The sequence below is a fragment of the Pelomonas sp. Root1444 genome (assembly GCF_001426885.1).
Classification (GTDB): Bacteria; Pseudomonadota; Gammaproteobacteria; order Burkholderiales; family Burkholderiaceae_C; genus Pelomonas.
In genome coordinates this window covers 285673-312032 of sequence record NZ_LMFP01000003.1, presented here as the reverse complement: position 1 = coordinate 312032, position 26360 = coordinate 285673, and the positions used below count along the sequence as shown (strand labels likewise).

The 26360-nt window shown below is 69.1% G+C and carries 24 protein-coding genes; 19 read left to right on the top strand and 5 right to left on the bottom strand.

Features of this window, described 5'->3' with window-relative positions; translation table 11 throughout:
- Positions 1–89 precede the first annotated feature (89 nt).
- The 4 genes from ASD35_RS04235 to ASD35_RS04220 all read left to right on the top strand — a co-directional run bounded on the left by ASD35_RS04235 (position 90) and on the right by ASD35_RS04220 (position 3684).
- Positions 90–509: a hypothetical protein gene (locus ASD35_RS04235; protein WP_056873653.1), complete on the top strand. Its 420-nt coding sequence runs from the start codon at positions 90–92 to the stop codon at positions 507–509.
- A gap of 17 nt (positions 510–526) precedes the next feature.
- Positions 527–994, top strand: coding sequence for a DUF6152 family protein (locus ASD35_RS04230; protein WP_369819190.1), 468 nt, complete (start codon positions 527–529; stop codon positions 992–994).
- An 82-nt stretch (positions 995–1076) separates the two neighbouring features.
- The gene (locus ASD35_RS04225) at positions 1077–1751 is read left to right on the top strand and encodes a transglutaminase-like cysteine peptidase (RefSeq protein ID WP_235538238.1); all 675 of its coding nucleotides are present in this window, start codon (positions 1077–1079) and stop codon (positions 1749–1751) included.
- Positions 1752–1761: 10 nt separating this feature from the next.
- Positions 1762–3684 carry a LapD/MoxY N-terminal periplasmic domain-containing protein gene (locus ASD35_RS04220; protein ID WP_056873651.1) on the top strand — a complete coding sequence of 641 codons (1923 nt, stop codon included), beginning with the start codon at positions 1762–1764 and terminating at the stop codon, positions 3682–3684.
- 4 nt (positions 3685–3688) lie between these two features.
- Here the strand turns inward: ASD35_RS04220 and ASD35_RS04215 are convergent, their stop codons facing one another.
- Positions 3689–5983 carry a TonB-dependent siderophore receptor gene (locus tag ASD35_RS04215; protein ID WP_056873650.1) on the bottom strand — a complete coding sequence of 765 codons (2295 nt, stop codon included), beginning with the start codon at positions 5981–5983 and terminating at the stop codon, positions 3689–3691.
- Between the two features lie 112 nt (positions 5984–6095).
- Here ASD35_RS04215 and apbC point away from each other — a divergent pair, with 112 nt between their 5' ends.
- From apbC to ASD35_RS04180, 9 genes are all read left to right on the top strand, one after another.
- Positions 6096–7190 (top strand): iron-sulfur cluster carrier protein ApbC, encoded by a 1095-nt coding sequence (apbC, locus tag ASD35_RS04210; protein WP_056873649.1) that lies wholly within the window; start codon positions 6096–6098, stop codon positions 7188–7190.
- 6 nt (positions 7191–7196) lie between these two features.
- Positions 7197–8048 (top strand): putative selenate ABC transporter substrate-binding protein, encoded by an 852-nt coding sequence (locus tag ASD35_RS04205; protein ID WP_056873648.1) that lies wholly within the window; start codon positions 7197–7199, stop codon positions 8046–8048.
- A 47-nt stretch (positions 8049–8095) separates the two neighbouring features.
- Positions 8096–8764: a nitroreductase family protein gene (locus tag ASD35_RS04200; RefSeq protein WP_235538237.1), complete on the top strand. Its 669-nt coding sequence runs from the start codon at positions 8096–8098 to the stop codon at positions 8762–8764.
- 31 nt (positions 8765–8795) lie between these two features.
- Positions 8796–9098: an urease subunit gamma gene (locus ASD35_RS04195; RefSeq protein WP_056873647.1), complete on the top strand. Its 303-nt coding sequence runs from the start codon at positions 8796–8798 to the stop codon at positions 9096–9098.
- A gap of 14 nt (positions 9099–9112) precedes the next feature.
- Complete coding sequence (locus tag ASD35_RS27715; protein ID WP_164488624.1) at positions 9113–9274, top strand: hypothetical protein; 162 nt, start codon at positions 9113–9115, stop codon at positions 9272–9274.
- Positions 9274–9579, top strand: coding sequence for an urease subunit beta (locus ASD35_RS04190; RefSeq protein ID WP_056873646.1), 306 nt, complete (start codon positions 9274–9276; stop codon positions 9577–9579). The genes ASD35_RS27715 and ASD35_RS04190 overlap by 1 nt, the downstream gene beginning before the upstream one ends.
- Positions 9576–11294: an urease subunit alpha gene (gene ureC / locus ASD35_RS04185; RefSeq protein WP_056873645.1), complete on the top strand. Its 1719-nt coding sequence runs from the start codon at positions 9576–9578 to the stop codon at positions 11292–11294. The genes ASD35_RS04190 and ureC overlap by 4 nt, the downstream gene beginning before the upstream one ends.
- A 105-nt stretch (positions 11295–11399) precedes the next feature.
- Positions 11400–12620 carry an ATP-dependent Clp protease proteolytic subunit gene (locus tag ASD35_RS26440; protein ID WP_082579906.1) on the top strand — a complete coding sequence of 407 codons (1221 nt, stop codon included), beginning with the start codon at positions 11400–11402 and terminating at the stop codon, positions 12618–12620.
- 282 nt (positions 12621–12902) lie between these two features.
- Entirely contained in the window at positions 12903–13427 is a 525-nt protein-coding gene (locus tag ASD35_RS04180) for a transposase (protein WP_056873644.1), read from the top strand.
- Positions 13428–13447: 20 nt separating this feature from the next.
- On the opposite strand, the gene ASD35_RS04175 is transcribed toward ASD35_RS04180, so the two are convergent.
- Both ASD35_RS04175 and ASD35_RS04170 read right to left on the bottom strand, forming a co-directional pair.
- Entirely contained in the window at positions 13448–14011 is a 564-nt protein-coding gene (locus ASD35_RS04175) for a DUF1439 domain-containing protein (RefSeq protein ID WP_056873643.1), read from the bottom strand.
- Between the two features lie 153 nt (positions 14012–14164).
- Entirely contained in the window at positions 14165–14998 is an 834-nt protein-coding gene (locus tag ASD35_RS04170; RefSeq protein WP_056873642.1) for a PEP-CTERM sorting domain-containing protein, read from the bottom strand.
- 24 nt (positions 14999–15022) lie between these two features.
- Here ASD35_RS04170 and ASD35_RS04165 point away from each other — a divergent pair, with 24 nt between their 5' ends.
- The 3 genes from ASD35_RS04165 (at position 15023) to ASD35_RS04155 (ending at position 17354) form a co-directional block, all read left to right on the top strand.
- Entirely contained in the window at positions 15023–15355 is a 333-nt protein-coding gene (locus tag ASD35_RS04165; protein ID WP_056873641.1) for a hypothetical protein, read from the top strand.
- Positions 15356–15515: 160 nt separating this feature from the next.
- A complete protein-coding gene (locus ASD35_RS04160; RefSeq protein ID WP_056873640.1) occupies positions 15516–16415 on the top strand; it encodes a PEP-CTERM sorting domain-containing protein in 900 nt (299 codons plus the stop codon).
- A 36-nt stretch (positions 16416–16451) separates the two neighbouring features.
- Positions 16452–17354, top strand: a complete 903-nt coding sequence (locus ASD35_RS04155; RefSeq protein ID WP_157275367.1) for a PEP-CTERM sorting domain-containing protein — start codon at positions 16452–16454, stop codon at positions 17352–17354.
- Between the two features lie 69 nt (positions 17355–17423).
- On the opposite strand, the gene ASD35_RS04150 is transcribed toward ASD35_RS04155, so the two are convergent.
- A complete protein-coding gene (locus ASD35_RS04150; RefSeq protein ID WP_056873638.1) occupies positions 17424–18257 on the bottom strand; it encodes a spondin domain-containing protein in 834 nt (277 codons plus the stop codon).
- A 563-nt stretch (positions 18258–18820) separates the two neighbouring features.
- Positions 18821–21916, bottom strand: coding sequence for a sensor histidine kinase (locus ASD35_RS04145; RefSeq protein ID WP_157275366.1), 3096 nt, complete (start codon positions 21914–21916; stop codon positions 18821–18823).
- A 243-nt stretch (positions 21917–22159) separates the two neighbouring features.
- On the opposite strand from ASD35_RS04145, the gene ASD35_RS04140 reads away from it, so the two are divergent.
- The 3 genes from ASD35_RS04140 (at position 22160) to ASD35_RS04130 (ending at position 26331) form a co-directional block, all read left to right on the top strand.
- Positions 22160–23380 carry a CaiB/BaiF CoA-transferase family protein gene (locus ASD35_RS04140; protein WP_056874587.1) on the top strand — a complete coding sequence of 407 codons (1221 nt, stop codon included), beginning with the start codon at positions 22160–22162 and terminating at the stop codon, positions 23378–23380.
- Positions 23381–23545: 165 nt separating this feature from the next.
- Positions 23546–24025, top strand: a complete 480-nt coding sequence (locus ASD35_RS04135) for a (2Fe-2S)-binding protein (RefSeq protein WP_056873636.1) — start codon at positions 23546–23548, stop codon at positions 24023–24025.
- Positions 24022–26331 (top strand): molybdopterin cofactor-binding domain-containing protein, encoded by a 2310-nt coding sequence (locus ASD35_RS04130; RefSeq protein ID WP_082579903.1) that lies wholly within the window; start codon positions 24022–24024, stop codon positions 26329–26331. Before ASD35_RS04135 ends, ASD35_RS04130 begins: the two co-directional genes overlap by 4 nt.
- Positions 26332–26360 lie beyond the last annotated feature (29 nt).

Genomic DNA, 26360 nt, shown 5'->3' with positions numbered 1-26360 from the left:
ATAGGCGGCGCGGCCACCGCTACAGTGAAGACATCCCCGCCCGGCGTCAATCTTGCCGACTTCGCCGCAGTTCTGAATCGCGCCCAGCCATGTGGACCGGTCTCGCCTCGCACCCCTGGGCCTACCCGGCGCTGGAAACCGTGCACCTGCTGGGCATCGCGCTGCTGTTCGGCGGCCTGCTGGTGTTCGAGCTGCGCCTGCTGGGCCTGGCCCGCAGGCTGGACCTGGCCGCACTAGGGCGGCTGGTGCTGCCGATGGCGCTGCTGGGCTTTGCGCTGTGCCTGCTGACCGGCCTGGCCATGTTCTCGACCCAGCCGCAGGAGCTGCTGGCCAACCCGGCCTTTCGCATCAAGCTGCTGCTGTTGATGCTGGCCGGCGCGAACGCCGCGTGGTTCCACGCTCGTGGCGGCCTGGCGCTGGCCGACCGCGCGGCCCGCGTGCAGGGCCTGCTCTCGCTGTGGATTTGGATCGCTGTCATCATCTGCGGCCGCTGGATCGCCTACATCTGACCGAGGAGTTGTCGATGATGCAACGACGTTCCCTGTTGGCCGCGCTGCCGGCCCTTGCTGGCGTGCCGGCCTTGGCCCACCACGGCTGGAGCAGCTTCGACCAGGAGCGCCCGATCTACCTGAGTGGCCGTGTCACGCAGGTGGCCTGGCGCAACCCGCATGCCGAGCTGCAGCTGGAGCTGCCTGAGAACCCGACCCTGCCCGCCGACCTGGCCAAGCGCAGCCTGCCCCGGCAGAGCGCGGCCGTCGACGGCGCGGCGCTGCTGGCCAAGGCGAGGTTGCCCACGCGCCGCGACCGGCGCTGGGAGGTCGAGCTGGCGCCGCTGACGCGCATGCAGGCCTGGGGCGTCGAGGAGATCAAGCCCGGGGCCGAGGTGGCCGTGCTGGGCTTCACCTTCACGGGCGAGCAGGGCGAGGCGGTGCTGCGCGCGGAGTACCTGTTCGTGGGCGACAAGGCCTACGGCTTGCGCTCGTCGCCGGCCTGAGTTCACGCCGCGGCCCCGGCCCGTCGGGACCATCGGCGGGACGGCGGGTACAGTGAAATCAACCGCCGCCCGTCGCCCACCCTTGTCCATCCACACCGCCAGCGCCGCCTTCCGTTCTGGCCTTTGCAGGTGGTGGCTGGCCGCATTGCTGGCCTTGCCGGGCCTGGTGGCGGCGGCCTATGACGCGGCACGGGTGATGGAAGCGGCCGCCCAGCGCGGCCCGCGCGTGGCCGAGCAGGCCCAGTCGCTGCTGCAGCAGATCGAGCGCAGCAGCCGGCAGGACGAGCTGCAGCGCCTCAAGGACATCAACGATTTCTTCAACCAGCGCCTGGCTTTCCGCGAGGACGCCGCGACCTGGGGCCTGCCGGACTATTGGGCCTCGCCGCTGGAAAGCCTGGAGCGCCGCGCCGGCGACTGCGAGGACTATGCGATCGCCAAGTACTTCAGCCTGGCCGCCGCCGGCGTGCCGACGGCCAAGCTGCGCATGGTCTACGTGCGGGCGCGCATGCAGGGCCAGTCGCTGGCCCACATGGTGCTGGCCTACTATGCCCAGCCGGATGGCGAGCCGCTGATCTTGGACAACCTCCGCCCCGAAGTGCTGCCGGCCTCCGCCCGCGCCGACCTCACCCCCGTGTTCAGCTTCAACACGGAGGGGCTGTGGCAGGGCGTCGGCCAGGTGACCCAGGGCGACCCGATGGCGCGGCTGTCCTTGTGGCGCGAGCTGGTGGCGAAGGTGAGGGCAGAGGGATTCTTATGAGGGGAGAGACATGTCCTTGATGCGGCAGATCGCCTGGCTGGTGCTGGGCGTGGTGCTGGCGGCGCTGGTGGGCGCGGTCGGTCTGTCCACGCTGTCGCTGCGTCAATTGATGCAGACGCAGCTGGCGCTGAAGAACGCCGACAATGCGCAGTCACTGGCGCTCGCGCTGTCGCAGCAAAAGGGCGATGCGGAGCTGATCAAGCTGCTGGTGTCGGCCCAGTTCGACACCGGCTCCTATGAGTTCGTGCGTTGGCGCGGCCCACAGGGTGAGACGCTGTTCGAGCGCACCGGCGCGGCCAGGCCGGGGCAGTCGCCCGCGTGGTTCCGCAGCCTCGTGCCCATCGAGGCCGCGCCCGGCGTGGCCCAGCTGTCCAGTGGCTGGAACGCCATCGGTGCGGTGGAGCTGAAGAGCCATGCCGGCTATGCGCATGACGAGCTATGGCTGGCCTCGCGCCGGCTGCTGGCCTGGCTGCTGGGCGTCGGCATCGTCGCGGCCGTGCTGGCCTGGGCGGGCCTGCAGCGCATCCGCCGCCCGCTGGACGCCGCCGTGGCCCAGGCCGAGGGCGTGCTGGCCGGCAGCTACGGCCAGGTCACCGAGCCGCGCGTGCCCGAGCTGCAGCGCCTGACGCGTGCGATGAACGCGATGGTGCAGCGCGTGCGCGACCTGTTCGAGGCCCAGGCCGGCCAGCTGCTGGTGCTGCGCGAGCAGGTGCACCATGACCCGTTGACGGGCGTGTCCACGCGCCAGCATTTCCTTGCCGAGCTGGACGCCGCGCTGCAGCGCGACGACGGCCCGGCCAGCGCCGGCCTGGTGCTCGTGCGCCTGCGCGACCTGCCAGGCCTGAACGCGCGGCTGGGCCGCGGTGCCGTCGACGACGTGCTGCTGACGGTCGTGACCGCGCTGCAGGCCTATCCCGAATCGGTTGCCGGCTGCCGCGTCGGCCGCCTCAACGGCGGCGACTTCGCGCTGTGGCTGCCCGTCGAGGGCGTGGCCGCCGAGACCGCGCATGCGCTGGCCGACGCGCTGCGCGCCAGCCTGCCGGCCTTCGGCCCCGGCGTGCAGGTGGTGCTGGGCGCCATCGAGCTGCCGCGCGAGCGGCCGAGCGGCGTCTGGCTGGGGGAGGCCGACGCGGCGCTGGCGCGCGCGGAGCACCTGGGCGAGGCGCGCGGCGGCTTCGTCGTCGAGATCGTCGCCGACCCCGGCATCGGCCGCGAGCAGGGTGAAGGCCAGTGGCGCCAGCAGCTGCGCCAGGCCGTCAGCCAGGAGCAGGGCCGTCTGGTCGAGTTCCCGGTCCGCGACCGTACCGGCCGCTTGCTGCACCTGGAGTGCCCGCTGCAGCTGCGGCTGGAGGCCGACGACCTGCCCGCCTCGGCCTGGCTGCCGCTGGCGCTGCGCGCCCGCATGACCGCCGCGGTGGACCTCTTCGCCGTCAGCCTGGCCCTCAAGGCCATCGCCGCCGACGGCCAGGCCCGCTGCATCAACATCGCGCCGGCTTCGCTGGCCGACACCAGCTTCCTGCCGCAACTGCGCGAACTGCTGAGCCAATGGCCGCAGGCGGCGCGGGCCCTGCTGTTCGACCTGGCCGAAGCCGCCGCGACCGAGCACTTCGAGCGCCTGCTGGAGCTGGGCCGGCAGCTGCGCCCGCTGGGTGTCAAGCTCGGCCTGGAGCATGCCGGCGCGGGCCTGGCGCAGGTCGACCGGCTGTACCAGGCGGGCCTGGACTACGTGAAGCTCGACGCGTCCGTGCTGCTGGGCGTGGCCGGCGAGGCGGGCCGGGCGGCGTTCGTGCGCGGCATGGTCATCATGCTGCGCAGCCTGGCGCTCAAGGTCTATGGCGAAGGCGTCGTCGACGAGATGGACGCGCAGGCGCTGTGGGACTGCGAACTGGACGGGCTGACGGGGCCGTGGGTGACGGGTACGTCCGGCGCGTGAGCCGTCACAGCTTCATCTCCAGGCGCAGCTGCCACTGCGTGTAGCTGGGCCCGCCGCTGCGTGACGTGATGACGGCCTTGTCGGTGGTGATGACGCTGCCGGTGAAGTAGTCCAGCGGCGCCAGGTTGGCGGCGGACACGCGCAGGCCCAGCGACGGGTTGAACGTCCACAGCGCGAACGCGTCCGCCACGCGCTTCTTGTCCAGGTCGGTCAGCTGCAGCTCGGTCTGCTGGATCTGGTAGGCCGGCGTGTAGTTCATGTTGCCGCCCAGCGTCAGCGGCAGGCTGCGCAGGCGGTAGTCGAAGCCGAGGTTGGCCGTGCCGCGGGGCTGCTGGTCCAGCGTGTTGTGCGGGCCGGGGAGCTGGTCGACGTGCGAGCGGAACAGGCTCAGGTTGGAGCGGATGTTGACGGGCAGTGCGTCCTTGACGAACTGGTCGAGCCGGAACTTGGCCTCCAGCTCCACGCCGTAGGTCGTCGCGTCGCCGATGTTGCGCGGTCGGGCGACCCAGCGCGGCACGCTGGCCCAGGACACGGTCTCCAGCTGCGGCTCCACGCGGATCAGGTCCTGGATGCGGCGGTAGAAGGCGTTGACGCTGACGATGCCGCCCCCGCTCAGGTAGTTCTCGTAGGCGATCTCCAGCCCGCGCGCCACCTCGGGCTTGAGGTCGGGGTTGCCCATGCGGTCGGGGTCGTTGATGACGTTGGCGCCGCACGGCGCGTTGTCGGGGCAGGCGTACTGCGAGTTGATGCTGGGCCGCGCGATCATGTCCTGCAGGTTGGGGCTGCGGTACGAGCGGGTGAGGCTGGCGCGGATCTGGTCGCGGCCCTTCTCGTCGAACTTCCAGACCGCGTGCAGCAGCGGGGTCCAGACCGACGAGCGGTTGCGCACCGGGTTGCTCTCGCTGCCGCTGCCGGTGGTGATGGCCTCGCCGCGCAGGCCGGCGTAGAAGCCCCATTGCTTGCCCACGCTCCACTCGTCCTGCGCGTAGTAGGCATAGCGCCGCGTCGACGCCGACAGGTTGTCGCCGAAGTCCTGCAGCGCCGGCAGCGGCAGGCCGTTCTGCAGCGTCAGGCGCGTCTGGTCCAGGTTCTGTCCTTCGGCCTCCAGGCCGGCCACCAGGCTGTGCTCGCTGGCCATCTGGTGCGACAGCTTGGCCGCCAGGCTCCAGGAGCCGTGGTGGCTGTCGGTGGTGTCGTCCTGCGTGCGGAACAGCGCGCCGCCCAGGCGCTCCTCGCGGTCGCTGTGGCCGTGGGCGTTCATGCCGCCCACGGCGCCGCGCAGCTCCAGCCGCGTGCTCTCGCCCAGGCGGTGCTGCCACTGCCCGTGCAACCGGGCCATCGTCGAGCGGTTGCGGCTCTCGGTGTCGGCGTGGTCGTAGTTCAGGCAGCGGATCTGGCTCGCCGGGTCGCTGCTGCACAGGCTTTGCGTCTGGTCGAACACGTTGGCGCCGCTGCTGCGGTTGACGACGATGAAGGGCTGCAGCGAGAAGCTGTCGCCATTCGCCTCGCGCCACTGCACGCGGGCGTTGAGGTTGAGCGATTCGTTGGCCGAGTTGCTGCGGCCCTGGTTCACCACCGTGCTGTCCTGGCCCGTGGCGGGCAGGTGCGTCGTGGTCGTGTTGTTGAAGTCGTCGATGCGCTCGTTGCGCGTCGCGTTCAGCGTGATGTTGTAGGTGCCCGTCTGGCCGAGCTTGTCGTTGCGTGTCCAGCCGAGGTTGGGGCGCAGCTTGCCGCGCTCCTCGGTCAGCTGCAGCCGCAGGTCGTTGATGCGCTTTTGCAGCGCCTCGCGCAGCACGATGTTGATGGTGCCGGCGATGGCGCGCGCGCCGTACTCGGCCGTCGGCGCGCGCAGCACCTCGATGCGCTCGACCTGGTCGGGCGGCAGCTGGTCCAGCGAGAACCCGGGCGGCATGCGTTCGCCGTTGACGAGGATCTGCGTGTAGCCGCCGCCCATGCCGCGCATGCGGATGTCGCCGCCGCGGCCCGGGCGGCCGCCGGTCGTCACGCCGGGCAGGCGCTTGAGCACCTCGCCGACGGTGGAGTCGCCGAACCGGTCGATCTCCTCCCGGCCGATGACGATCTTGCTGGCCGTCGAGGCCCGGCGGACGGACTCGTCGCTGGCCGTGCCGCTGACCTCGACGCGATCGAGCTGGGCCTTGGCGGCGTCGGCGGGCTTGGCCGGCGGCCGCGCGGGCGCGGATGCGGCCGCCGCGGGCGGCGTCGGGCTGGTCTGCGCGAAGGCGGCTGGCAGGCCGGCACAGGCCACCAAGGCGGCGGTCGGGATGCGAAGTAGCTGCATGGGGCGGTAGCTTCCCATGCGGCCCGCAAAGGCTTGTGGCGGGTCGGTTAACGCAAGACTTCTTTACAGGCCCTAGACTGCCAGCCCTGTCTCCCGTGAACTGTTTCCTGCCATGACCGCGATCACCGAAGCCCAGCTTCAACCCCTGCTGCAAGCCGTGCTCGACCCCGGCAGCGGCCGCTCGCTGGGCGAGTCCCGGGCACTGAAGTCGGTGCGCGTGGACGGCGCCAAGGTGGCCGTCCAGATCGAGCTGGGCTACCCCGCCGCCAGCCAGCACCCGGCGCTGCGCGATGCCATCACCGCCGCGGCCCGCCAACTGCCTGGCGTCGGCACCGTCGACGTCGCCATCACGACGCAAGTCGTCGCCCATGCGGTGCAGCGCGGCGTGCAGCTGCTGTCGGGCGTCAAGAACATCATCGCCGTGGCCTCCGGCAAGGGCGGCGTCGGCAAGAGCACGACGGCCGCCAACCTGGCCCTGGCGCTGCATGCCGAAGGCGCCCGCGTCGGTGTGCTGGACGCCGACGTCTACGGCCCCAGCCAGCCGCTGATGCTGGGCGCCCGAGGCCGCCCCGAAAGCGCCGACGGCCAGACCATGGAGCCGCACGTCGCGCACGGCCTGCAGGTCAACTCCATCGGCTTCCTCGTTGACGACGACCAGGCCATGATCTGGCGCGGCCCCATGGCCACCCAGGCGCTGGAGCAGCTGCTGCGCCAGACGAACTGGAAGGACCTGGACTACCTCGTCATCGACCTGCCGCCCGGCACCGGCGATATCCAGCTGACGCTCTCGCAGCGCGTGCCGGTCACCGGCGCCGTCATCGTCACCACGCCGCAGGACATCGCCCTCATCGATGCCAAGAAGGGCCTGAAGATGTTCGAGAAGGTCGGCATCCCCATCCTCGGCATCGTCGAGAACATGGCCGTGCACATCTGCTCGAACTGCGGCCACGCCGAGCACATCTTCGGCTCGGAGGGCGGCGCCAAGATGGCGGCGCAGTACGGCACCGAGCTGCTGGCCTCTCTGCCGCTGGCGATGAGCATCCGCGCGCAGGCCGACGCGGGCACGCCCACCGTCGCGGCCGAGCCCGACGGCGACGTGGCGGCCCTGTACAAGGCGCTCGCCCGCAAGGTCGCGTCCAAGCTCGCCGCCCAGAGCAAGGACTACTCGTCCAAGTTCCCGACCATCTCCATCTCCAAGAACAGCTGAGTCCTCATGAACCGACTTGCCCGCCTTCTCGTCGCCAGCCTCGCACTCGTCGGCGCTGCCGCCCACGCCCAGCAGGTGCTGCGCGTGACCGCCATCCCCGACGAGTCGCCCACCGAGCTGTCCCGCAAGTTCGCGCCGCTGGGCCAGTACCTGGAGAGCAAGCTGGGCATGAAGGTCGAGTGGACGCCGGTGACCGACTACGCCGCCGCGGTGGAGACGGTCGTCAACAAGAAGATCGACCTGGCCTGGTTCGGCGGCTTCACCTTCGTGCAGGCCAACGTGCGCTCGGGCGGCAAGATCATCCCGCTGGTGCAGCGCGAGGAGGACGAAAAGTTCCGCTCCGTCTTCATCACCGATGCGAAAAGCGGCATCAACAAGCTCGAAGACCTCAAGGGCAAGACGCTGAGCTTCGGCTCGCAGAGCAGCACGTCGGGGCATCTGATGCCGCGCAGCTTCCTGCTGGGCGCCAAGATCAACCCGGACGCCGACCTCAAGCGCGTGGCCTTCAGCGGCGCGCATGACGCCACCATCGCCGCGGTGGCCAGCGGCAAGGTCGATGCCGGCGCGCTGAACATCTCCGTCTGGGAGAAGTTCGTCGCCGAGAAGAAGGTGGACCCGGCGGCGGTCAAGGTCTTCTACACGACGCCGGCCTACTACGACTACAACTGGTCGGTCCATGCCGACATGCCGCAGGCGCTGCAAGACAAGATCAAGGCCGCCTTCCTGGCGCTGGACCTGAACACGCCGCAGGGCAAGGAGATCCTGGGCCTGCAGCGCGCCACGCGCTTCATCCCCAGCAAGCCCGAGAACTACAACGGCATCAAGGCCGCTGCAGAGAACGCTGGCCTGTTGAAGTGAGCCCCTCGTCCAAGGAGCACCTTGGCCGGTCCCCCGAGGGGACGGCGATGCTTGCCGGATCGACCGGCAAGCACATCGCCAGCGCGGGCCGGCTTGGGAGCGGCCCGGCGCTCGGCCCGCAAGAGCCGATGCAGGCCACGCCGACCAGCCTTGCCGCGCTGCTGACGCGCTATTCGGTCGGCCCCAAGCACCTCGTCGAACCCGGCCCCAGCGACACGCAGCTGGCGCTGATGGCCCAGGCCGCGCTGCGGGCGCCGGACCACGCCGAGCTGGTGCCCTACCGGTTCAAGCTGGTGCGCGGTGCCGCCAAGCAAGGCATGGCCGCCCTGTTTGCCGACGCGGCCCGTGCGGCCGGCAAGGGCGAGGAGGGCGCGGCGCTCGATGCCGAGCGCGCGCTGAAGCCGCCGATGACCGTCGCCGTCGTCGCCCGCATCGACCCCGGCCACCCGCAGGTGCCGGCCCACGAGCAATGGGCGGCCGTCGGCGGCGCCATCGGCAGCTTCCTGACCGCGGCGCATGCGCTGGGCTTCGGCGGCATGATGCTCAGCGGCGCCAAGGTGCGCAACCCGGCCATCGCCGCGGCCTTCTGCGAGCCGGGCGAGACGCTGCTGGGCTGGATCGCGCTGGGCACGCCAGCCCGCCAACCCGCCGGCCCGGCCCGCAAGCCCGACCCCGGGCAGGTGCTGATCGACTGGCACCCGCCTTGCAAGCCATAGTCAAACCGAGCTGAACGAGGAGCGAAGCGAGATGGAATTAACTCCACGTGAGAAGGACAAACTCCTTTTGTTCACTGCGGCGCTGCTCGCCGAACGGCGCAAGGCCCGTGGCCTGAAGCTCAACTACCCCGAGGCCGTCGCCTTCATCAGCGCCGCCATCCTCGAAGGCGCGCGTGACGGCAAGACCGTCGCCCAGCTGATGAGCGAGGGCCGCGAGGTCCTGACCCGCGACGACGTCATGGACGGCATCGCCGAGATGATCCCGGAGATCCAGGTCGAAGCCACCTTCCCGGACGGCACCAAGCTCGTCACCGTCCACCAACCCATTGCCTGAACGGCCTGCCCACCATGCGCGCACTTGCCCTGCTCCTGATCGCCGCCCCCGCGTTCGCCCATGAAGGCCACGGCCCCGCCGGCCCGCACATGCACGGCTGGGACGGCACCGCCACGCTGGCCCTGGTGGCCGCGGCCGGCGTGGCCGTCTGGTGGTTCACCAAGGGCCGCAAGTGATGATCCCCGGCGAACTGATCACCGCCGAGGGCGAGCATGAACTCAACCCCGGCCGTCGCACGCTGACGCTGAAGGTCGCCAACAGCGGCGAGCGCCCCATCCAGGTGGGCTCGCACTACCACTTCGCCGAGACCAACGCCGCACTCGCCTTCGACCGCGAGGCCGCGCGCGGCATGCGCCTGAACATCTGCAGCGGCACGGCCGTTCGCTTCGAGCCCGGGCAAACGCGCACCGTCGAGTTGGTCGACCTGGCCGGCGACCGCACGGTCTACGGCTTCCGCGGTTTGGTTCAAGGCAAGCTATGAAGATCAGCAGACGCGCCTATGCCGAGATGCTCGGCCCCACCGTCGGCGACAAGCTGCGCCTCGCCGACACCGCCCTCGTCATCGAGATCGAGCAGGACCTGACGCTGCGTGCCGGCGGCTACGGCGAAGAGGTCAAGTTCGGCGGCGGCAAGACCGTGCGTGACGGCATGGGCCAGTCCCAGCGCACCAACGGCCCGGGCCCGGGTGACGCCGTCGACACCGTCATCACCAACGTCGTCATCGTCGACCACTGGGGCATCGTCAAGGCCGACATCGGCCTGCGCGGCTGCCGCATCGCGGCCATCGGCAAGGCCGGCAACCCCGACGTGCAGCCCGGCGTGGACATCGTCATCGGCCCCGGCACCGAGATCATCGCGGGCGAGGGCTTCATCGTCACGCCCGGCGCCATCGACACCCACATCCACTTCATCTGCCCGCAGCAGATCGAAGAGGCGCTGATGAGCGGCGTGACCACCATGATCGGCGGCGGCACCGGCCCCGCCACCGGCACGCTGGCCACCACCTGCACGCCGGGGCCCCACCACATCGCCACGATGCTGAAGGCGGCCGAGGCCTTCCCGATGAACCTCGGCTTCATGGGCAAGGGCAACGCCAGCCGCCCCGAGGCGCTGATGCAGCAGATCGACGCCGGCGCCATCGGCCTGAAGCTGCACGAGGACTGGGGCACCACGCCCGCGGCCATCGACAACTGCCTGAACGTGGCCGAGCTGACCGACACCCAGGTCGCCATCCACACCGACACGCTGAACGAAAGCGGCTTCGTCGAGGACACGATTGCCGCTTTCAAGGGCCGCACCATCCACAGCTTCCACACCGAAGGCGCGGGCGGCGGCCATGCGCCGGACATCATGCGTGTGGTGGGCGAAGCCAACGTGCTGCCCAGCTCCACCAACCCGACGCGCCCGTTCACCGTCAACACGCTGGACGAGCACCTCGACATGCTGATGGTGTGCCACCACCTGGACGCCGGCATCGCCGAAGACCTGGCCTTTGCCGAGAGCCGCATCCGCCGCGAGACCATCGCCGCCGAAGACATCCTGCACGACCTCGGCGCCATCAGCATGTTCTCGTCCGACTCGCAGGCCATGGGCCGCGTGGGTGAGGTGAGCCTGCGCTGCTGGCAGACCGCGCACAAGATGAAGGTGCAGCGCGGCGCCTTGCCGGGAGATGGTGCCGGCAACGACAACGCCCGCGTGAAGCGCTACCTCGCCAAGCTCGCCATCAACCCCGCGCTGGCCCACGGCATCAGCCACGAGGTGGGCAGCATCGAAGTCGGCAAGTGGGCCGACCTCGTGCTGTGGAAGCCCGCCTTCTTCGGCGTGAAGCCGGCACTGATCCTGAAAGGCGGTTTCATCGCCGCCGCCGCAATGGGCGACGCGAATGCCTCCATCCCCACGCCGCAGCCGGTGCACTACCGGCCGATGTTCGGCTCGTTCGGCGCGGCGTTGCAGCAGGGCTCGCTGACCTTCGTCAGCCAGGCCGGGCAAGGCAATGTCGAGAAGCTGGGCCTGGCCAAGACGCTCGTGCCGGTGAAGGGCTGCCGCTCGGTCAAGAAGGCCGACATGCTGCTCAACAACTACCTGCCAGTGATGGAGATCGACGCGCAGACGTATGAGGTGAGGGCAGACGGCGTGCTGCTGACCTGTGAGCCGGCGAAGGAGTTGCCGATGGCGCAGAGGTATTTCTTGTTTTGAGCGCGCAGTTGACGGCGATTAACCAAGCCGTTATTGAGACAGGCGCTCGTTTCGCCATTGTTTTGACATCTGAGAACGGCTTTACCGTTCCACTAGGGAGGATCTATGAAAGAAGACACTATTAACTGGAAGCGCTGTGTGCATATCAATCGCGCGATTGACGATGATTTGCTTAAAGAGCTGATACCGAAAATTCTGGAATTTCGGCAAGAGTCGAATGATCCTATTACGCTCGCACTCAATAGTCCAGGCGGAATGGTTGGATTAATCTCCACCATTAAATCGCTCGTGCAAAGTTCGAACCAAGACGGGGATGGGTGTCAGCTCATCACCGTCGCTACCAACAAGGCTTATAGTGCAGCAGCAATGTTGCTAGCGTTGGGCGATTGCGCTGTTGCACTGCCGCATTCGGAGATCCTTTTCCACGACGTTCGTTATGGAGCGGTCCGGGACGTTACACCAACTACAGCGTTGAAGGCTGCAGAAACTCTTGAGGCCGGCAATGATCGTGCCGCATTGGAGATCGCAGCCCAGATGTATGGCCGATGGATGTGGATGTATTTGGACATCCATTCGCAGGCAACTCCTCTACGAGAGCGCTCCCAAGAACGGACGACAATGTTCGAAACTTCTCTGGGCCGGCTTCATTTGCCGTCCTGCGAGCATGTTCGCCTTGACCTTGTTGCGCTTCTTCTTTTTATCTCCGGGCATCTGCGCAAATCGAATGAATGCATTCTCGAGAATGCACTCAATAGAATGGTGAGATGGGGCGTGGTGACAAATTGGAGCAAGAAGAGATCACTATATCGACGCGCTAGGTCTAGGAGGCTAGGCTCTTTGGATTCACTGGCTCAATTGTTCAAAGAGTTCGCGCCAGACGCCAAAATGCTCGGTGGCGAGAGAAACGAACGTGACTTAGATCTGTTTATGACTGTGCTTGCAGCTTCGGTGTCTGATCGAAGCGCCAAAGATGCCATTGCTCTTGCCTCCCGCGAGATGACACTATTCAGTTCAATGAACGACGAGCGTCATTGGCGCGAGGCAATGAAGCTAATGTTGCAGCACAAATTTTCGTTCTTTACATATGCCGTAGCGTCCAAGTGGGACAGCCTTTCGGAGCAAGATCGAAGCGAAATTACTGAGGAATCCAAACCTATTGTGCGGGTGCTGTGGCTGCTATGTGTGCAAGTTGCGCGAGAGCTCTTTACTGGGGAACACAAGCTAACGCCGACCGAGGCAATGGTGCTTGGTTTGGTTGACGAGGTGCCAGGAGACGCACCTTTCGAGAGTCGACGCCAATTCAGCCTCAACGCTGCGGGCGCGTAGCCCGTAGGTTGGGGTGAGCCTGCGAACCCCAACGTTTGACCGCCGCGAGTCGTTGGGGTTCACTGCGTTCACCCCAACCTACGCAAAACGCGATGCGCTACCGCCGCGCCAACACGCCGGGTGCCACCTACTTCTTCACGCTGAATGCAGCCGACCGCGAGGGCCAGCCCGGTAGGTTGGGGTGACGTCAGCCCGTAGGTTGGGGTGAGCCTGCGAACCCCAACGTTTGACCGCCATAGCTCGTTGGGGTTCACTGCGTTCACCCCAACCTACGGAAACACGATGCGCTATCGCCGCGCCGATACGCCGGGTGCCACGTACTTCTTGACGCTGAACGCGGCCGACCGCAGCGGTCAACTGCTGACGAACCACATCGACGCACTGCGGGACAGCTTCCGCACCGTACGCAAGTCACGCCCGTTCGTCATGGACGCGATTTGCGTGCTGCCCGACCACCTGCACGTGCTGATGACCTTGCCGCGCGAGGACGCGGACTTCGCCACTCGCATCATGCTCATCAAACAAGGGTTCTCGCGGCGGGTCCCTCAGGGCGAACGCATCAGCGCCAGCCGTGCCTCAAAGGGCGAGCGGGGGCTTTGGCAGCGGCGCTACTGGGAGCACCTCATCCGCGACGACGTCGACTTCGAGCGGCATGTGGACTACATCCATTTCAATCCGGTGAAGCATGGCTGGGCCGAACGGGCGGCGGACTGGCCGCACTCCAGCATCCACCGCTTCATTCGCGAAGGCGTCATCGAGTCAGGGTGGGCAAGTGTGAGCGGCGCGGAGATGGATGTGGGCGAATAGCGCGTTGGGGTTCGCTGCGCTCACCTCAACCTACCGCTCTCGGTGAAGCTCACCCTCAGCTTGCCCCCCACCACCTTCACGTCCCGCACCGCCAGCCTGGCCAGCGCGCCCTTGGCGGTGCTGGTATCCAGCGTGTAGACGGGATGGCGTTGCAGCGCGTCCTTGGCGAGTTGCGGGGCATAGAGCTTCACCACCTCTGCGTACTCGGCGGGCTGGCCGCTGAGCTCCAGCGTCGTGACCTGCAGGTCTTCCAGGAAGAGCTGGCCCTCGGCCGGCATGTAGCGAGGCCGGGCCGACAGGCCGACCCGGCCGATGCGTTCACGTGTGCCCAGCGTCACCTTGGCATCGGCCGTGATGCCGATGCGGTCGTCGCCGTCGGTCAACACGACGATGGGATTGGACACGTCCAGGCAGGCGACGAGCAGCTTGCAATGGTGGGTCGGGAAGCGCGGCGCGATGCGTGCTTGCATCTCGGACTGCTCGATGTCGAGATGACCGGCGAGCGCGCTGCTGACGACGGCGCAGGTGGCGAGGGCGGCGCTGGCAATGAGCGCTGTGGCGACCAGGGCGAGGCGGCGGTGCATGCGAGGAGGCTACACGAGTGCCACTCATTCGCGACGGCGTCATCGACGCATCATGCGCAAGCGTCCGTGACACGGGCGTCAAGGCGGGCGAATGAGCGTTGGGGTTCGCTGGGCTCACCCCAACCTACGGCTGGCCGGCCCACCCAGGATGAGTCAGGCCTGCTTTCGCGGGGTGCAGCCACCCTTGCGCAAGACGCCGACGACAAGCAATCCACCGAGCAGCATCACCACGGTCGATGGCTCCGGTACCGCCGACAGGAACACGCCCGAGGCCGACGAATAGGCCTGGTACTCAGGAAGCAGCGCGAGGGACAGGCGCACGGTGTGTCCCGCATCGGCGATGCCGCCGCCAACTGCGGTCGCCTGGACGCTGGCAGTGAACAGGACGGAACCGCGACCTTGCAAGTCGGTCGAGGCAATGACCAATGGCATTGAGAAGGCCTCCTGAACCGAGCCGCCTTCTCTGCAAGAGAGGGCGATGCTGCTGCAGTCGGTCGCCGCGAATCGGATTTGCGTGTTGCCCGGCGCGGTGCTGACAGCCACGTTCGTCGTCGCGGAAATTCCATCCCACGTGGCTTCGTAGGACGCATCGGATGTGAGGGTCGCGTCAAAAGCGATCCGCAACTCTCCGACATAGGTGCCGACGGCCGCTCCGTTGAACCAGAGCGAGTCAGTGAACGTTGCCCCGGCCGAGCCGGTGGCCATGCCGTCGCCCGGCCTGTTGCCTGCTGCATAGGCCTTCAGGGCACCCGTCGCGAGATCGGCAGAGGAGCGCAGTTCGAAACCACCGAGCAGCAGTGACCCGCTGGCCTGTTGCGGGCCCGTGTCCACGTAGTTGCGGACTTCGCCGTCCACCTGCACGACGCCCACCACCTGGCTTTGCTGGGCATGACCTGACCCCGCGAACCCCACCAATGCCGCAACGGCGACCCGAAGGCTCCACTTGTTGATTTGCAAACCGCTCTTCCTCAATCGGGTGTTCAACATGATGCTCGGCAGGATACGTTCGGCGTGCTTGACGATCGATCCCTAGCGCGCGTTCGCACGGGACGCCATCTGCGCGCTTGGCAGGCTCGAAACCTGGCCGCCGCGCATGGCGTCGGGCTGGCCTGGGGCTACGGCCTGGAGGCCGGCACCGTCTGGCAGGGCTGGCAGGCTCGGGATGAGGCGCCGGTCGATACGCCATTGAAATCCCTCGCGCAGGCGCTCCATGGCATTGGCCTCGTGCTTTGCAGCTTCGGCGTGGATGACAGCGTGTTCGCGTTCGCTGTGGCGGCGCCGCAGGCGGCGGGTGTTCAATCGCTGTGCGGGTCGCTGGGCGTGCAACTGAGGCTGCCGACGTAGCGGCAAGGGCGAAGCGACCAGAGGCTTCACCCCCGGCACCTTGAACGCGACACCTGCGGTGTACAGACGTATTTCGAGCCCGCCAGGGATCAGCCGGTTATAGGGGCTGACGGCGCCCGGGCGCAGGCATAGCCTTCGGTCACCAAACAAGGAGAGCGTCATGCGCAACTGCCTCAAAGTGTTGCCTCTGGCCCTGGCCAGCCTGCCCAGCTTCGCGGCCGAACTGAGCCAGCAGGACCTCGGCGCCACGGGCGCCCTCGTGTCGAGCTGTGCCGGCATGGCCTCTGGTTCCTTCCCGGTCGAAGGCAGCCTGTTCGACTGGCAGCCGGGCCTGTCCAACTGCAACGCCGCCATGACCACCACGCCGGGGCAGCAGTTGACGGCCAGTGGCGCCTACACGCAGGCGGCGCCTTCTGTTCAGGCCAGCTCGCACGGCAGCGCGACCTACGGCGCGGTCGGCATGTACGCGCATTTCCGCGCCAACGCCAGCGCCGGTTTCGCAGCCGCCGAAAGCACCGCAGGCTGGACGGATACGTGGACGCTGATTCCGGCCGATCCGGCGCAGATCGGGCAGAACGCCGTGGTGAGCTTCAGCGTCCATCTCGACGGCGTGCTCGATGGCCTGCCCATCGGCAACAGCTACACCCGCATCGGCAGCCAGGTCTGGCTCAACAACGCGCCGGTGGCCGGGCAGGCCTTCCGCGCCCAGGGTCAGGGGCAGGGCGGCTTTCCGTTTCACCAGGTGATAGCCCAGGACGTCGCCTTCAGCGTCACGGTCGCGCTGGGCACGCCGTTCGAGCTGGGTGTCTTCTCGCGGGCGTCCGCGGGCACCGCCGGCGCCGGGCCGAACTGGTTCAGCGAGGCCAGCAGCGACTTTGCGAGCACGCTGACATGGCAGGGCATCAGCGGTGTGACCCTGGACGGCAATGCGATCAGCTACTCGCTGACGAGCCAGAGCGGCACCGACTGGACCGTGGCCTCCGCGCCGGTGCCCGAGCCTTCGATGGCGCTGCTGCTGAGTGGCGGCCTGCTCGCGCTGGCGCTGCGTCGGCGCGCCTGACGTCATCGGTTCCTTGGTCCATTGGCAGGAGACACCATGCCTTCCAAATACCTTCGAGTGGGTGTGGCCGCGTTGTGGCTGACAACCTCGCTTTCAGCCATCGCAGCCGCCGTCCAGGTGGAGGCGTTCATCGTCAGTACGAACGCGGACAACGTCGTCACCAATTCCACGATCTGCACACCGGGCAGTACCCTGACGACGGAGTGCGTGTCCTTCACACAGTTCATCGGCCACGGCTTGCCCACGGCCGACACCGGCACGGTGACCCACCTGCGGTCAACGTTTGACGACGGCAACGGCTCACAGGTGCCGAACTTCGTGCTGAACGGCCGTGCGCGCGCGTTTGCCGATTTCGGCCAGCTTCATGCTTCCACCTTCGTTCAGATCCAGGGCGCCGGGGGCAACGACGTCACCATCGGTGGTCGCGCCGTCGCGAACTTGACCGATTCGGTGACCGTCCATTCGTCCGTGTTGCCGGTCGGCAGCCCCGTGACGGTCAAGGTGAAGATGGACGTGAGCGGGACCGGCGGCGGGCGGATGAGTTTCGGCATCAACGGGGTGGCCCAGCGGGCCGGGGTGTCGGACGATTTCCCGGTCGGCGGCGACGCGCTGGAGGATTTCGAGATCACCTACGACGCCAAGGTGGGCGACAAGTTCCAGGTCGTTTACGGGCTGACGGCCTACACGCGAATGTTTTCAAGCGGCTGGGGCCCCATCGACGTGCTCAATGGGCGCAACAACAGTTCCGATTACGGCAACTCGGTCTACCTCTACATGGGCGGCCTGGACCCGTCGTTGGGCGTCACGCTGCAGAACGACAACGGCTTCACCTATGCCACCTCAGCCGTGCCCGAGCCGGGCGCGGCATGGCTGCTGCTGACCGGGTTGCCGCTGCTGGCGTGGCGGGCTCGCCGCCGTCAAGGTACGTCGGCGGGTTGACGGGCTGTCGAGGAGGTAGGGCCTGGCGGCCTGCGCGGCCGCGCTCAGGCCTCTCCTCTCTCGGACCTCTCAGACCTTGCGCGCGGACCCGGCGCCTGCACGCCTGCGCAGCAGGTGCAGCAGCGGCAGCCCGCCCGCCAGCATCAAAGCCCAACTGCCCGGCTCGGGCACGGCGCTGATGGTCAGGCTGGCCGCGGGGCCTGGCAGCCAGTTCCAGGCCGCGGGCGCGTTCGCGTCGCCGCGGATGCCCAGATGGGTGGTGATCAAGCCGCCTTCGGGGTCGCGCGCGTTGCCCAGCCCGAGGGCGCCGAGAAAGCCATTGGCCTCGTTGTTCTTCTCCGAGCCAGCGTCGTAGCCGTACAGGTTGATCGTGACGGTGCCGGTGATGGCAGACAGGTCCAGGCCGCTGACGCCGACGAAGCCGTCATTCGTCCAGCCCAGCATGCTGGCAAAGGACAGCAGGCGATGGGACGGGTCGGCATTCACCATCACCGTCACGGAATTCTGTTGAGGCAGGGGTGCCGACAGTGGCGCCGCAACGCTGAGCACGCTCGTGCCGATCAGCGCGTTGGCTTGGTCGAGCAGGAAGCTGCGGTTGCCGCTCTCTGCAATGCGCCAGATCGTCTCCGGTGCGGCCTGGCCCACGGTGAAGGCCGTGTAGTCCGCGCTGTGGGTGATGAACACCGGTGGCGACAGACGCTGGCCGGTCTGTGCCGTAGCGGCGCCCGTCGTCGCGGCATCGCTGGTGAGGTTCTTGAACGTGATCTGGTAAGCCGGCGCCTGCGCGGCGGCCAGTTGAGGCAGCGAGAGGGCGGCTGCAAGCGCCAGCCCGAGGGCGGCGAGGCGATGCGGCGCGAGGGCTGTTCGTTGGGAAGCGGGGGCGGCGTGAGGGGCGGTGTTCATAAGAGAGATCTCCTGTAGGTTGGCAGCAGGGCAACACCCTGCGTGCTGCAGTCGTCGCTCGGCCGCTGCCATTACTCCCTAGCTTCGTAGGGACCACCCGGATGAGGGTGCGCCTGTAAGGAACAGCGCTGAAGGTCGACCAAAGCGCCCGCGGCAAAGCCGCAAGCTGGGGCAGAAGAACGACCGCCGGCCGTGCCGGCACGATCGCTGACAAGAGACCTCGAACACCGACATTGAGGGCGACCCTGAACGCAACACCTGCGGTGGACAGACGTATTCCGAGGTGTCGCGGATCAGCCGGTTATAGGGGCTGACGGGCCCGGGGTGGAGGCATGGCCGGCCACCCCACAAGGAGACCGACATGCGCACCTGCCTCACAGTGCCGCCCCTCGCCTGGCAAGCCCGCCCACGTTCGCGGCCGAACTGAGCCAGCGGGACCTTGGCGCCACAGGCGCTCTCGTGTCGAGCTGTGCCGGCATGGCCAGTGGCGCCTTCCCGATCGCTGCTGGGTGGCGGCCTGCTGGCGCTGCGGCGGCGCGGTTGAACGGGCCGAGCCCCGCAGGTCATTTCTCGGCCGTACCGGGCGCGAACCACCGCTGCAGCCTTCGCGAACGCGCTGGTGGCGCGCTGCCATAGGCCCGCGAGCCGGGAACACTGAACTCGACTTCCGTGCCACCGCCGGCGGCGTTGCGGATCGCGAGCGTGCCGCCGGCCACCGCGGCGCGCTCGTGCATGCCGCCCAGGCCGAAATGCCCTTGCTTCTCGCCTCGGCTCAGCACCTCCGGGTCTATCCCCTTGCCGTCGTCGCGCACCCGCACGCAAAGCTGCTGCGGTTCATAGCGGACCTCGACGTCGATGCGCTTCGCGTCGGCGTGGCGGAAGGCGTTGCGCAGCGCCTCGCCGGCGATGCGGAAGGTCTCGTCGCGCACGAGCGGATGCAGCAGCTGCGGCGTGTCGTGCACTTGCACATCCGCCGATGCCACATGGCCGCTCTCGCTGGCGAGATCCTTCGCGAGCGCTCGCAAGGCAGCCGGCAGGTTGTTCGTCTCGACGACCGAGGCCCGCAACGCCTGCACCGTGTCCCGGCCCTCGGTGATGGCCTCGGCGACGTGGTCGACGGCCCGCGTGAGGATCTCCTTCGACTCGTGCGGGCGGCCGGGCAGCAGGTTCAATGCCGCCTGGAACTCCAGCAGCAGCCCGTGGAAGCGCTGCAGCAGGGTGTCGTGCAGGTCGCGCGCGATGCGCGTGCGTTCCGCCACGCGGGCGTCCAGCGTCGCCTCGAACTGGCGCTGCAGGCGGCGCATGCGCATGTGCAGCCGCAACTGGAAGCCGGCCCATGCCAGGCCGAACAGCACCGCGGCGCACGCAAGTCGGAACCAGGTCGTCTGGTAGAACGCCGGCAGGATCGAGAACTCGAGCTGCGCGCCTTCCTCGTTCCACACGCCGCTGTTGTTGGCGGCCGTCACGTGGAAGCGGTAGTTGCCCGGCGGCAGGTTGGTGTAGATGGCCAGGCGCCGGTCGACGGCTTCCTGCCAATCGGTGTCGTGCCCTTCAAGCCGGTAGCGAAAGCGCGTGCTCTTCGGGTCGGTCAGGGTCAGGGCGGCGAAGGAGATCGTGATGTCGCGGGCCAGCGCCGGCAGGCGCAGGCCGTCGGCCACGGCGTAGGACTGCTGGTCGGCGACGAGGCGCTCGATGTGAACCGGCGGGGGCACGGGGTTGTGCGGCACATGCAGGGGGTCGACGAGCTGGACCTCGCCCGCCCCCACGATCCAGAGCTTGCCGTCCGGCCCCTTGGCCACGGCCGGGTTGTAGTAGGCGGGCGGTGCGACGGTGAGCGTGACGCCATCGGCGGCCCCCCAGAGCTTGGGCGCCACCCGGTGGCTCGGGTCGGCGATCCAGGCGGCCAGGTCGTCATGAGCGACGCGCATCAGGCCGCATTCCGCGTACATCCAGAGCGACCCGCTGTCGTCCTGCAACGACCAGTGGACGGCTTTGCAGGGCAGGCCGTTCGCGACCGACAGCGTCGTGACGCGGCCATCCTGGATGCGGCTGAGGCCGCCGGCCCCGGTCGCCGCCCACAGCGCCCCTGCGGCGTCGAACCGCACCCCGGTGACCTGGCCCTTGCCCAGCCCCTGGGCGGCGGTGTAGGTGGTCTGGATCCTGCCGTCCTTGAGCAGCGAGACGCCGCCGTCCCAGAAGGACAGCCACAACCCGCCTTGATGGGCCACGATGCCCTGCGGCGTCTTCGGGATGCCGAGGGCAGGCCACGGTACATGCTCGACGCGCCGGCCACGGTGCAAACGGGTCAGGCCCTTGCTGCCCAACAGCCAGAGGTTGCCCTGCGCGTCGCCCGTGATGGCGTGGACGTCGCCGTCGGGCCCGTCGTCGACCGCCACGAAGCGGTCATTCGCGAAGTAGGCGAGGCCGCGTGCCGTGCTCGCCCAGAGCCGCCCGTCGGCATCTTCGTACTGGGAGTGCACCTGCGAATCGGGCAGGCCATCGCGCTGCCTGTAGACCCGCAGCGAGCCATCGGCCTTCCACCGCGCCAGGCCATCATTGGTGGCCACCCAGACGCTGCCGTCGCGGGTGGCGACGACGGATCTCGTGACTTCGTGAGGCAAGCCCTGCCGCGTCGACAGCGTGGAGACCGGCAGCTTGCGAAAGCGGTCCAGTCCCTTGTCGCTGCCGAACCAGATGTTGCCTTCGCGGTCCTCGAACAGACTGCAGGTGATGCTGCCGGACAGGCCGTCCGCCCGCGTGAACGTGTCGGCCCGACCGTCTTTCACATGGATGATGCCCTGGCTGGCAGTGCCGATCCACAGCCCGCCATCGCGGTCGCGCAGCAGCTTGTTCGACTTGATGTCAGCGTCGGCGAGCCAATCGTGGGGCTTGCCGGCGCGCCGGAACCGATGGGCCACGAGCCGGTCGCCGTCCAACTGGTGCAACCCGGCGCCCTGCATGCCGGCCAGGACTTCGCCGTCGGCGGTCAGGGTCAGGTCGCCCACGCGCGAGCCGGGTATCGCATAGCGCCGCGGTTCCCCGGGTCGCCAGCGCCAGAGGCCGGATTCGGCCCCGACCCACAGGGCGCCCGAGCGGTCCTGCGCCAGGCTCCAGACGAACGAGCCGAAGCCGCCTTCGGGCACGTCGCACTGGACCTTGCCCGCGCGGATGGCGCAAAGCTCGCCGCGCTCGCCGAGCACGCCCACCCAGACGGTGCCGTCGCGGTCCTCGAGCAGCGACGTGACGAACCGCCCCAGGCCGATGCCCGGATGCCGGTAGACGAACTCCCGGCCATTCCAGCTTGACAGCCCGCTGAAGGTGCCGATCCACAGCGTGCCGTCGCGCGACACCAGCAGGCTGTACGGGCCGCTGGGCAGCGCTTGGCCGCCCGGAGGCTGCCAGCGTTCGAACCGGAGGCCGTCGAAGCGGAACAGGCCCGACGACCCGGCGATCCACAGGTAGCCGTCGGGTGTCTGCGCCATCGCGAAGACCAAGCCTTGCACGGCTCCGTCGCGGGCTGTCCAGGACGTGCGGGCGTACTGGGCGACCTGCAGGGGCAGATCGAGCGCCACGGCGGGTGGCGGGCATGCCCACAGCGCTGCCGCCAGCAGCAGGCCGGGTAGGCGCCGCCCTTGACCTTGGCCGTCCAGTCGACTCACGGGGAGCATCCTTTGCCACTTGCGGCAAGCGGCCAGCGTAGCGCGAAATGACCAGCGGGTGAACCGCTTGCGTCCGGGCCCGAGGCGGGCCGCCGGCCGTGCTGGATCAAGCCCGGCCCGGGCCGCTTGCAGCAACCATGGGTCTGTGCCCGACCCGGCAGGCAGGCGGTCTTCGCCGCCAACCAAGCCTTCACGCGCCAGATCCGGATGCTCCCGCAGGCCAGCCGCCGGACACTGCACGGCATGACTGCCGTCACTTCCACGCCTCCCGCCACCCCCGCCGCGCTGGCCGGCCTCAAGGTCGTCGAGCTGGGCCAGCTGATCGCCGGGCCGTTCGCGGCCAAGACGCTGGCGGATTTCGGCGCCGAGGTCATCAAGATCGAGCCACCCGGCACCGGCGACCCGCTGCGCAAGTGGCGGCTGCTGCTGGACGGCACGTCGGTGTGGTGGCAGGTGCAGTCGCGCAACAAGCGCTCGCTGGCGCTGGACCTGCGCACGCCCGAGGGGCAGGACATCGTGCGCCGGCTCAGCGCCGAGGCCGATGTGTTGATCGAGAACTTCCGCCCCGGCGCGATGGAGGCCTGGGGCCTGGGGCCCGACGAGTTGCTGGCCGCCAATCCGCGGCTCATCGTGCTGCGCGTCAGCGGCTACGGGCAGACCGGGCCCTATCGCAACCGGCCCGGTTTCGCTGCCGTGGCCGAGGCCATGGGCGGGCTGCGCCACCTGACCGCAGAGCCCGGCCGCGTGCCGGTGCGCGTGGGGGTGAGCATCGGCGACACGCTGGCCGCGTTGCACGGCGTCATCGGCATCCTGCTGGCGCTGCAGCATCGGCATGCCACTGGCCAGGGGCAGGTGATCGACGTGGCGCTGTACGAGGCCGTCTTCAACTGCATGGAGAGCCTGCTGCCCGAGTACAGCGCCTTCGGCGTGGTGCGCGAGGCGGCCGGCAGCGCCATGCCGGGCATCGCGCCGAGCAACGCTTACCGCTGCGCCGATGGCGGCTATGCGCTGATCGCCGGCAACGGCGACAGCATCTTCCGCCGGCTGATGGCGCTGATCCAACGCGACGACCTCGGCCGCGACCCGGCGCTGGCGGACAACGCCGGCCGCGTGGCCCGTGTGGCCGAAATCGACGCGGCCATCGGCAGCTGGGCCGCGCAGCGGCCGGTGGACGAGGTGCTGCAGGCGCTGGAAGGCGCCGACGTGCCGGCCGGGCGCATCTACACGGTGGCCGACATCGCGGCCGACCCGCACTACCGCGCGCGCGGCATGCTGCAGCAGGTGCAGTTGCCGGACGGCCGCGCGCTGGACATGCCGGGCATCTGCCCCAAGCTGTCGGCCACGCCGGGCGGTCACCGCCGCAATGCGCCGGCGCTGGGCGAGCATTCCGATGCAGTGCTGCGGGAGCTGGGGCTGACCGGCGAGCAGATCGGGCAGCTGCGGGAGCGCGGCATCGTCAAGTGACGAACCGGAGGGTGGCCGGCTCCGGTTCAAGAGCGGGTTTGGCAGGTGCCGGTGGGCCGGCGGCCCGACTTCGCGGTGCGAAAAGCCGGTTCCGTCGCAGCGCGGTGGCGGACGCCGGGGCGCCGGCCCGAGCATGCGGCGCACTGCAACGAACGCACGCCGCGCATGAAGCCCACCTCACTGCCCCTTGTCGTCAACGGCACCCAGCGCCGGCACCTCGGCGACGCGAACGAACCGCTGCTCTGGGTGTTGCGCGACAAGCTCGGGCTGGTCAGCACGAAGTACGGCTGCGGCATCGGTGCCTGTGGCGCTTGCACGGTGCATGTGGACGGTGAGGCGCAGCGGGCTTGCTCGGTGCCGGTGGGCAGCTTGCGCGGCAAGCGCGTGACGACGCTCGAGGGCCTCGCCTGGGCGGGGCCGGGGCTGCATCCGGTGCAGCAGGCGTGGACGGAGCTGAACGTGCCGCAGTGCGGCTATTGCCAGGCCGGGCAGATGATGTCGGCCGCCGCGCTGCTGCGCCGCCATCCGCGCCCGAGTGACGCGCAGGTCGACGAGGCGATGCGCGGCAACCTCTGCCGCTGCGGCACATATGCGCGCATCCGCGCCGCGGTGCACCGTGCGGCGCAGATCCTGGAGGGCGCGTGAGCGCGCCCGCCCGGCCGCGCGCTGGGGCCAGCGCGGCGGAAGGTGTGCCCGTGAGCGGCGATGGCGGCCTGCAGTCGCAGGCGCGCCGGCTTGCGCTGAAGGGCGGCGCGGCGCTCGTCGTGGCCTTTCGCATCGGCGGCGCCGCGGCGTCGCAGCCGGCCGCCGCCGCGCCATGGCAGCCCAATGCCTGGCTGGCGATCCGGCCGGACGGTGCGGTGCACGTGAGCATCGTCTTCACGGAGATGGGCCAGGGCACGGAAACCGGCGTCGCAATGATCGTTGCGGACGAGCTGGATGCCGACTGGTCGCGCGTCACCGTGTCGACCGTCGTGCCGGACGGCAAGCGCTTCATGATCACCGGCGGCTCCTACAGCATCAGCACGGCCTGGGAGCCGGCGCGCAAGGCCGGTGCCCAGGCGCGCGCGATGTTGATCCAGGCCGGCGCGGCCGCCATGGGCGTGGCGCCCGAGGCCTGCCGCACCGAGGCGCACGCGGTGGTGCACACGGACAGCGGCCGGCGCCTGCCCTATGGCGAGCTGGTGGCTGCCGCCGCCGGGCTGGCGGTGCCCGAGAAGCCGCCGTTGAAGGACGGCAAGGCGCAGCGCATGGTGGGCCAGCCCCTGCCGGCCAAGAACCTGGCCGCCATCGTCAGGGGCGAGGCACGCTACGGCATCGACATGCGCGTGCCCGACATGCTGTTCGCCGTGATCGAGCGCAGCCCGGTCGTCAATGGCCGCCTGGCGCGCTTCGATGCCGCCAAGGCGCGTGCGGTGCCAGGCGTGGTGGCCGTGCTGCCGGTGCGCGGCAACACCTTTCCCGACGCGCAGCTGTACGTGCGGGACGGCGTCGCCGTCGTCGCGACGTCCACCTGGGCGGCCATGCAGGGCCGCAAGGCGCTGGAGGTGACATGGAACGAGCAGGGCTCGGACCGGCGGCCGCGCGGCGGCAGGCTGGCGTCGAGCACGGCGCTTTCGGGGCAGATGGCGCAGGCCCTGGCCGACGGCACGCCGGACAACCCCCGCGACGGCCTGCGCGGCTGGGTGACGACGCTGCGCGAGGGCGATGCCCGGCAGAAGGACGAGGCGCTGGCCGGCGCCGCGCACAAGCTGGAGCTGGCCTACGAGCTGCCGCTGTTGGCGCACGCGCCGATGGAACCGGTGAACGCGCTGGCGCATTGGACCGCCGAGCGCTGCGAGGTCTGGACGGGCTGCCATTTCCAGAGCAAGTTGCACGCGCAATTGCGGCTGTTGACCGGGCTGCCGGCCGACCGCGTGGTGGTGCACACGCCGCTGATCGGCGGCAGCTTCGGGCGCCGGCTGGAGCCGGACTACGCCATCGAGGCCGCGCTGCTGTCGCGCGATGTGCAGCGCCCCGTGCAACTGCTGTGGACGCGCGAGGACGACCTGCGCATGGGCTTCTTCTCGCCGCCCAGCCGCCACCGCGTGCGCGTGGCGCTGGGGCCGGACGGGCGCATCGCGGCGCTGGAGCATTCGGTGGCCGCGCTGTCCGTGCGGCTGCAAATCGAGCGGGACTCGATCGGTGCCGCCGGCCTGGACCGCACGGTGACCATCGACGCGGAGAAGTTCCCGTACGGGGCTGCGCAGCTTCACGTGCGGCACCGCCTGGTCGAGCAGACGATCCGCGTGCTGTGGTGGCGGCGCGGCTACACGCCCAACCACACGCTGGTCAACGAGACGCTGCTGGACGAATGCGCGCATGCCGTCGGCGAGGACCCGCTGGCCTACCGGCAGCGGCTGCTGGCGCCGGCGCGCGAGCTGCGCTGGGACAACGATGGCGATGTGGAGCGCATCCACACCGGCCGCCTGGCCGCGGTGCAGCGCGCGGCATGCAGCGCCGCCGGCTGGGGCACGCCGTTGCCGCCAGGCAGCGGGCGCGGGCTGGCCAGCACCTGCACCGACACCTACGTGGCGCAGGTGGTCGAGGTGGTGCCGTCGGGCACGGGGTTGCGTGTGGCGCGCGTCATCACCGCGGTGGACTGCGGCCTGGTCGTCAATCCGCAGCTTGTGCGGGCGCAGGTGGAGGGCAGCATCGTCTTCGCGCTCAACGCCGCGCTGAAGCCGGCCGTCACGGTGGAGGACGGCCGCGTGCAGCAAAGCAATTTCCACGACCACCCGCTGCTGCGTATCGACGAGATGCCGGTCATCGAGACCTTGCTGCTCGACAGCGCGGAGCGGCCCACCGGCATCGGCGAGCCGGCGTCGCACTGCACGGCGGCGGCCGTCGCGAATGCAGTGTTCGCGGCCACCGGCAGGCGGCTGCGCAGCCTGCCGTTCGCGCTGGGTTAGCAGCCGCGTGATCGGCTCTGAGGCGGCAG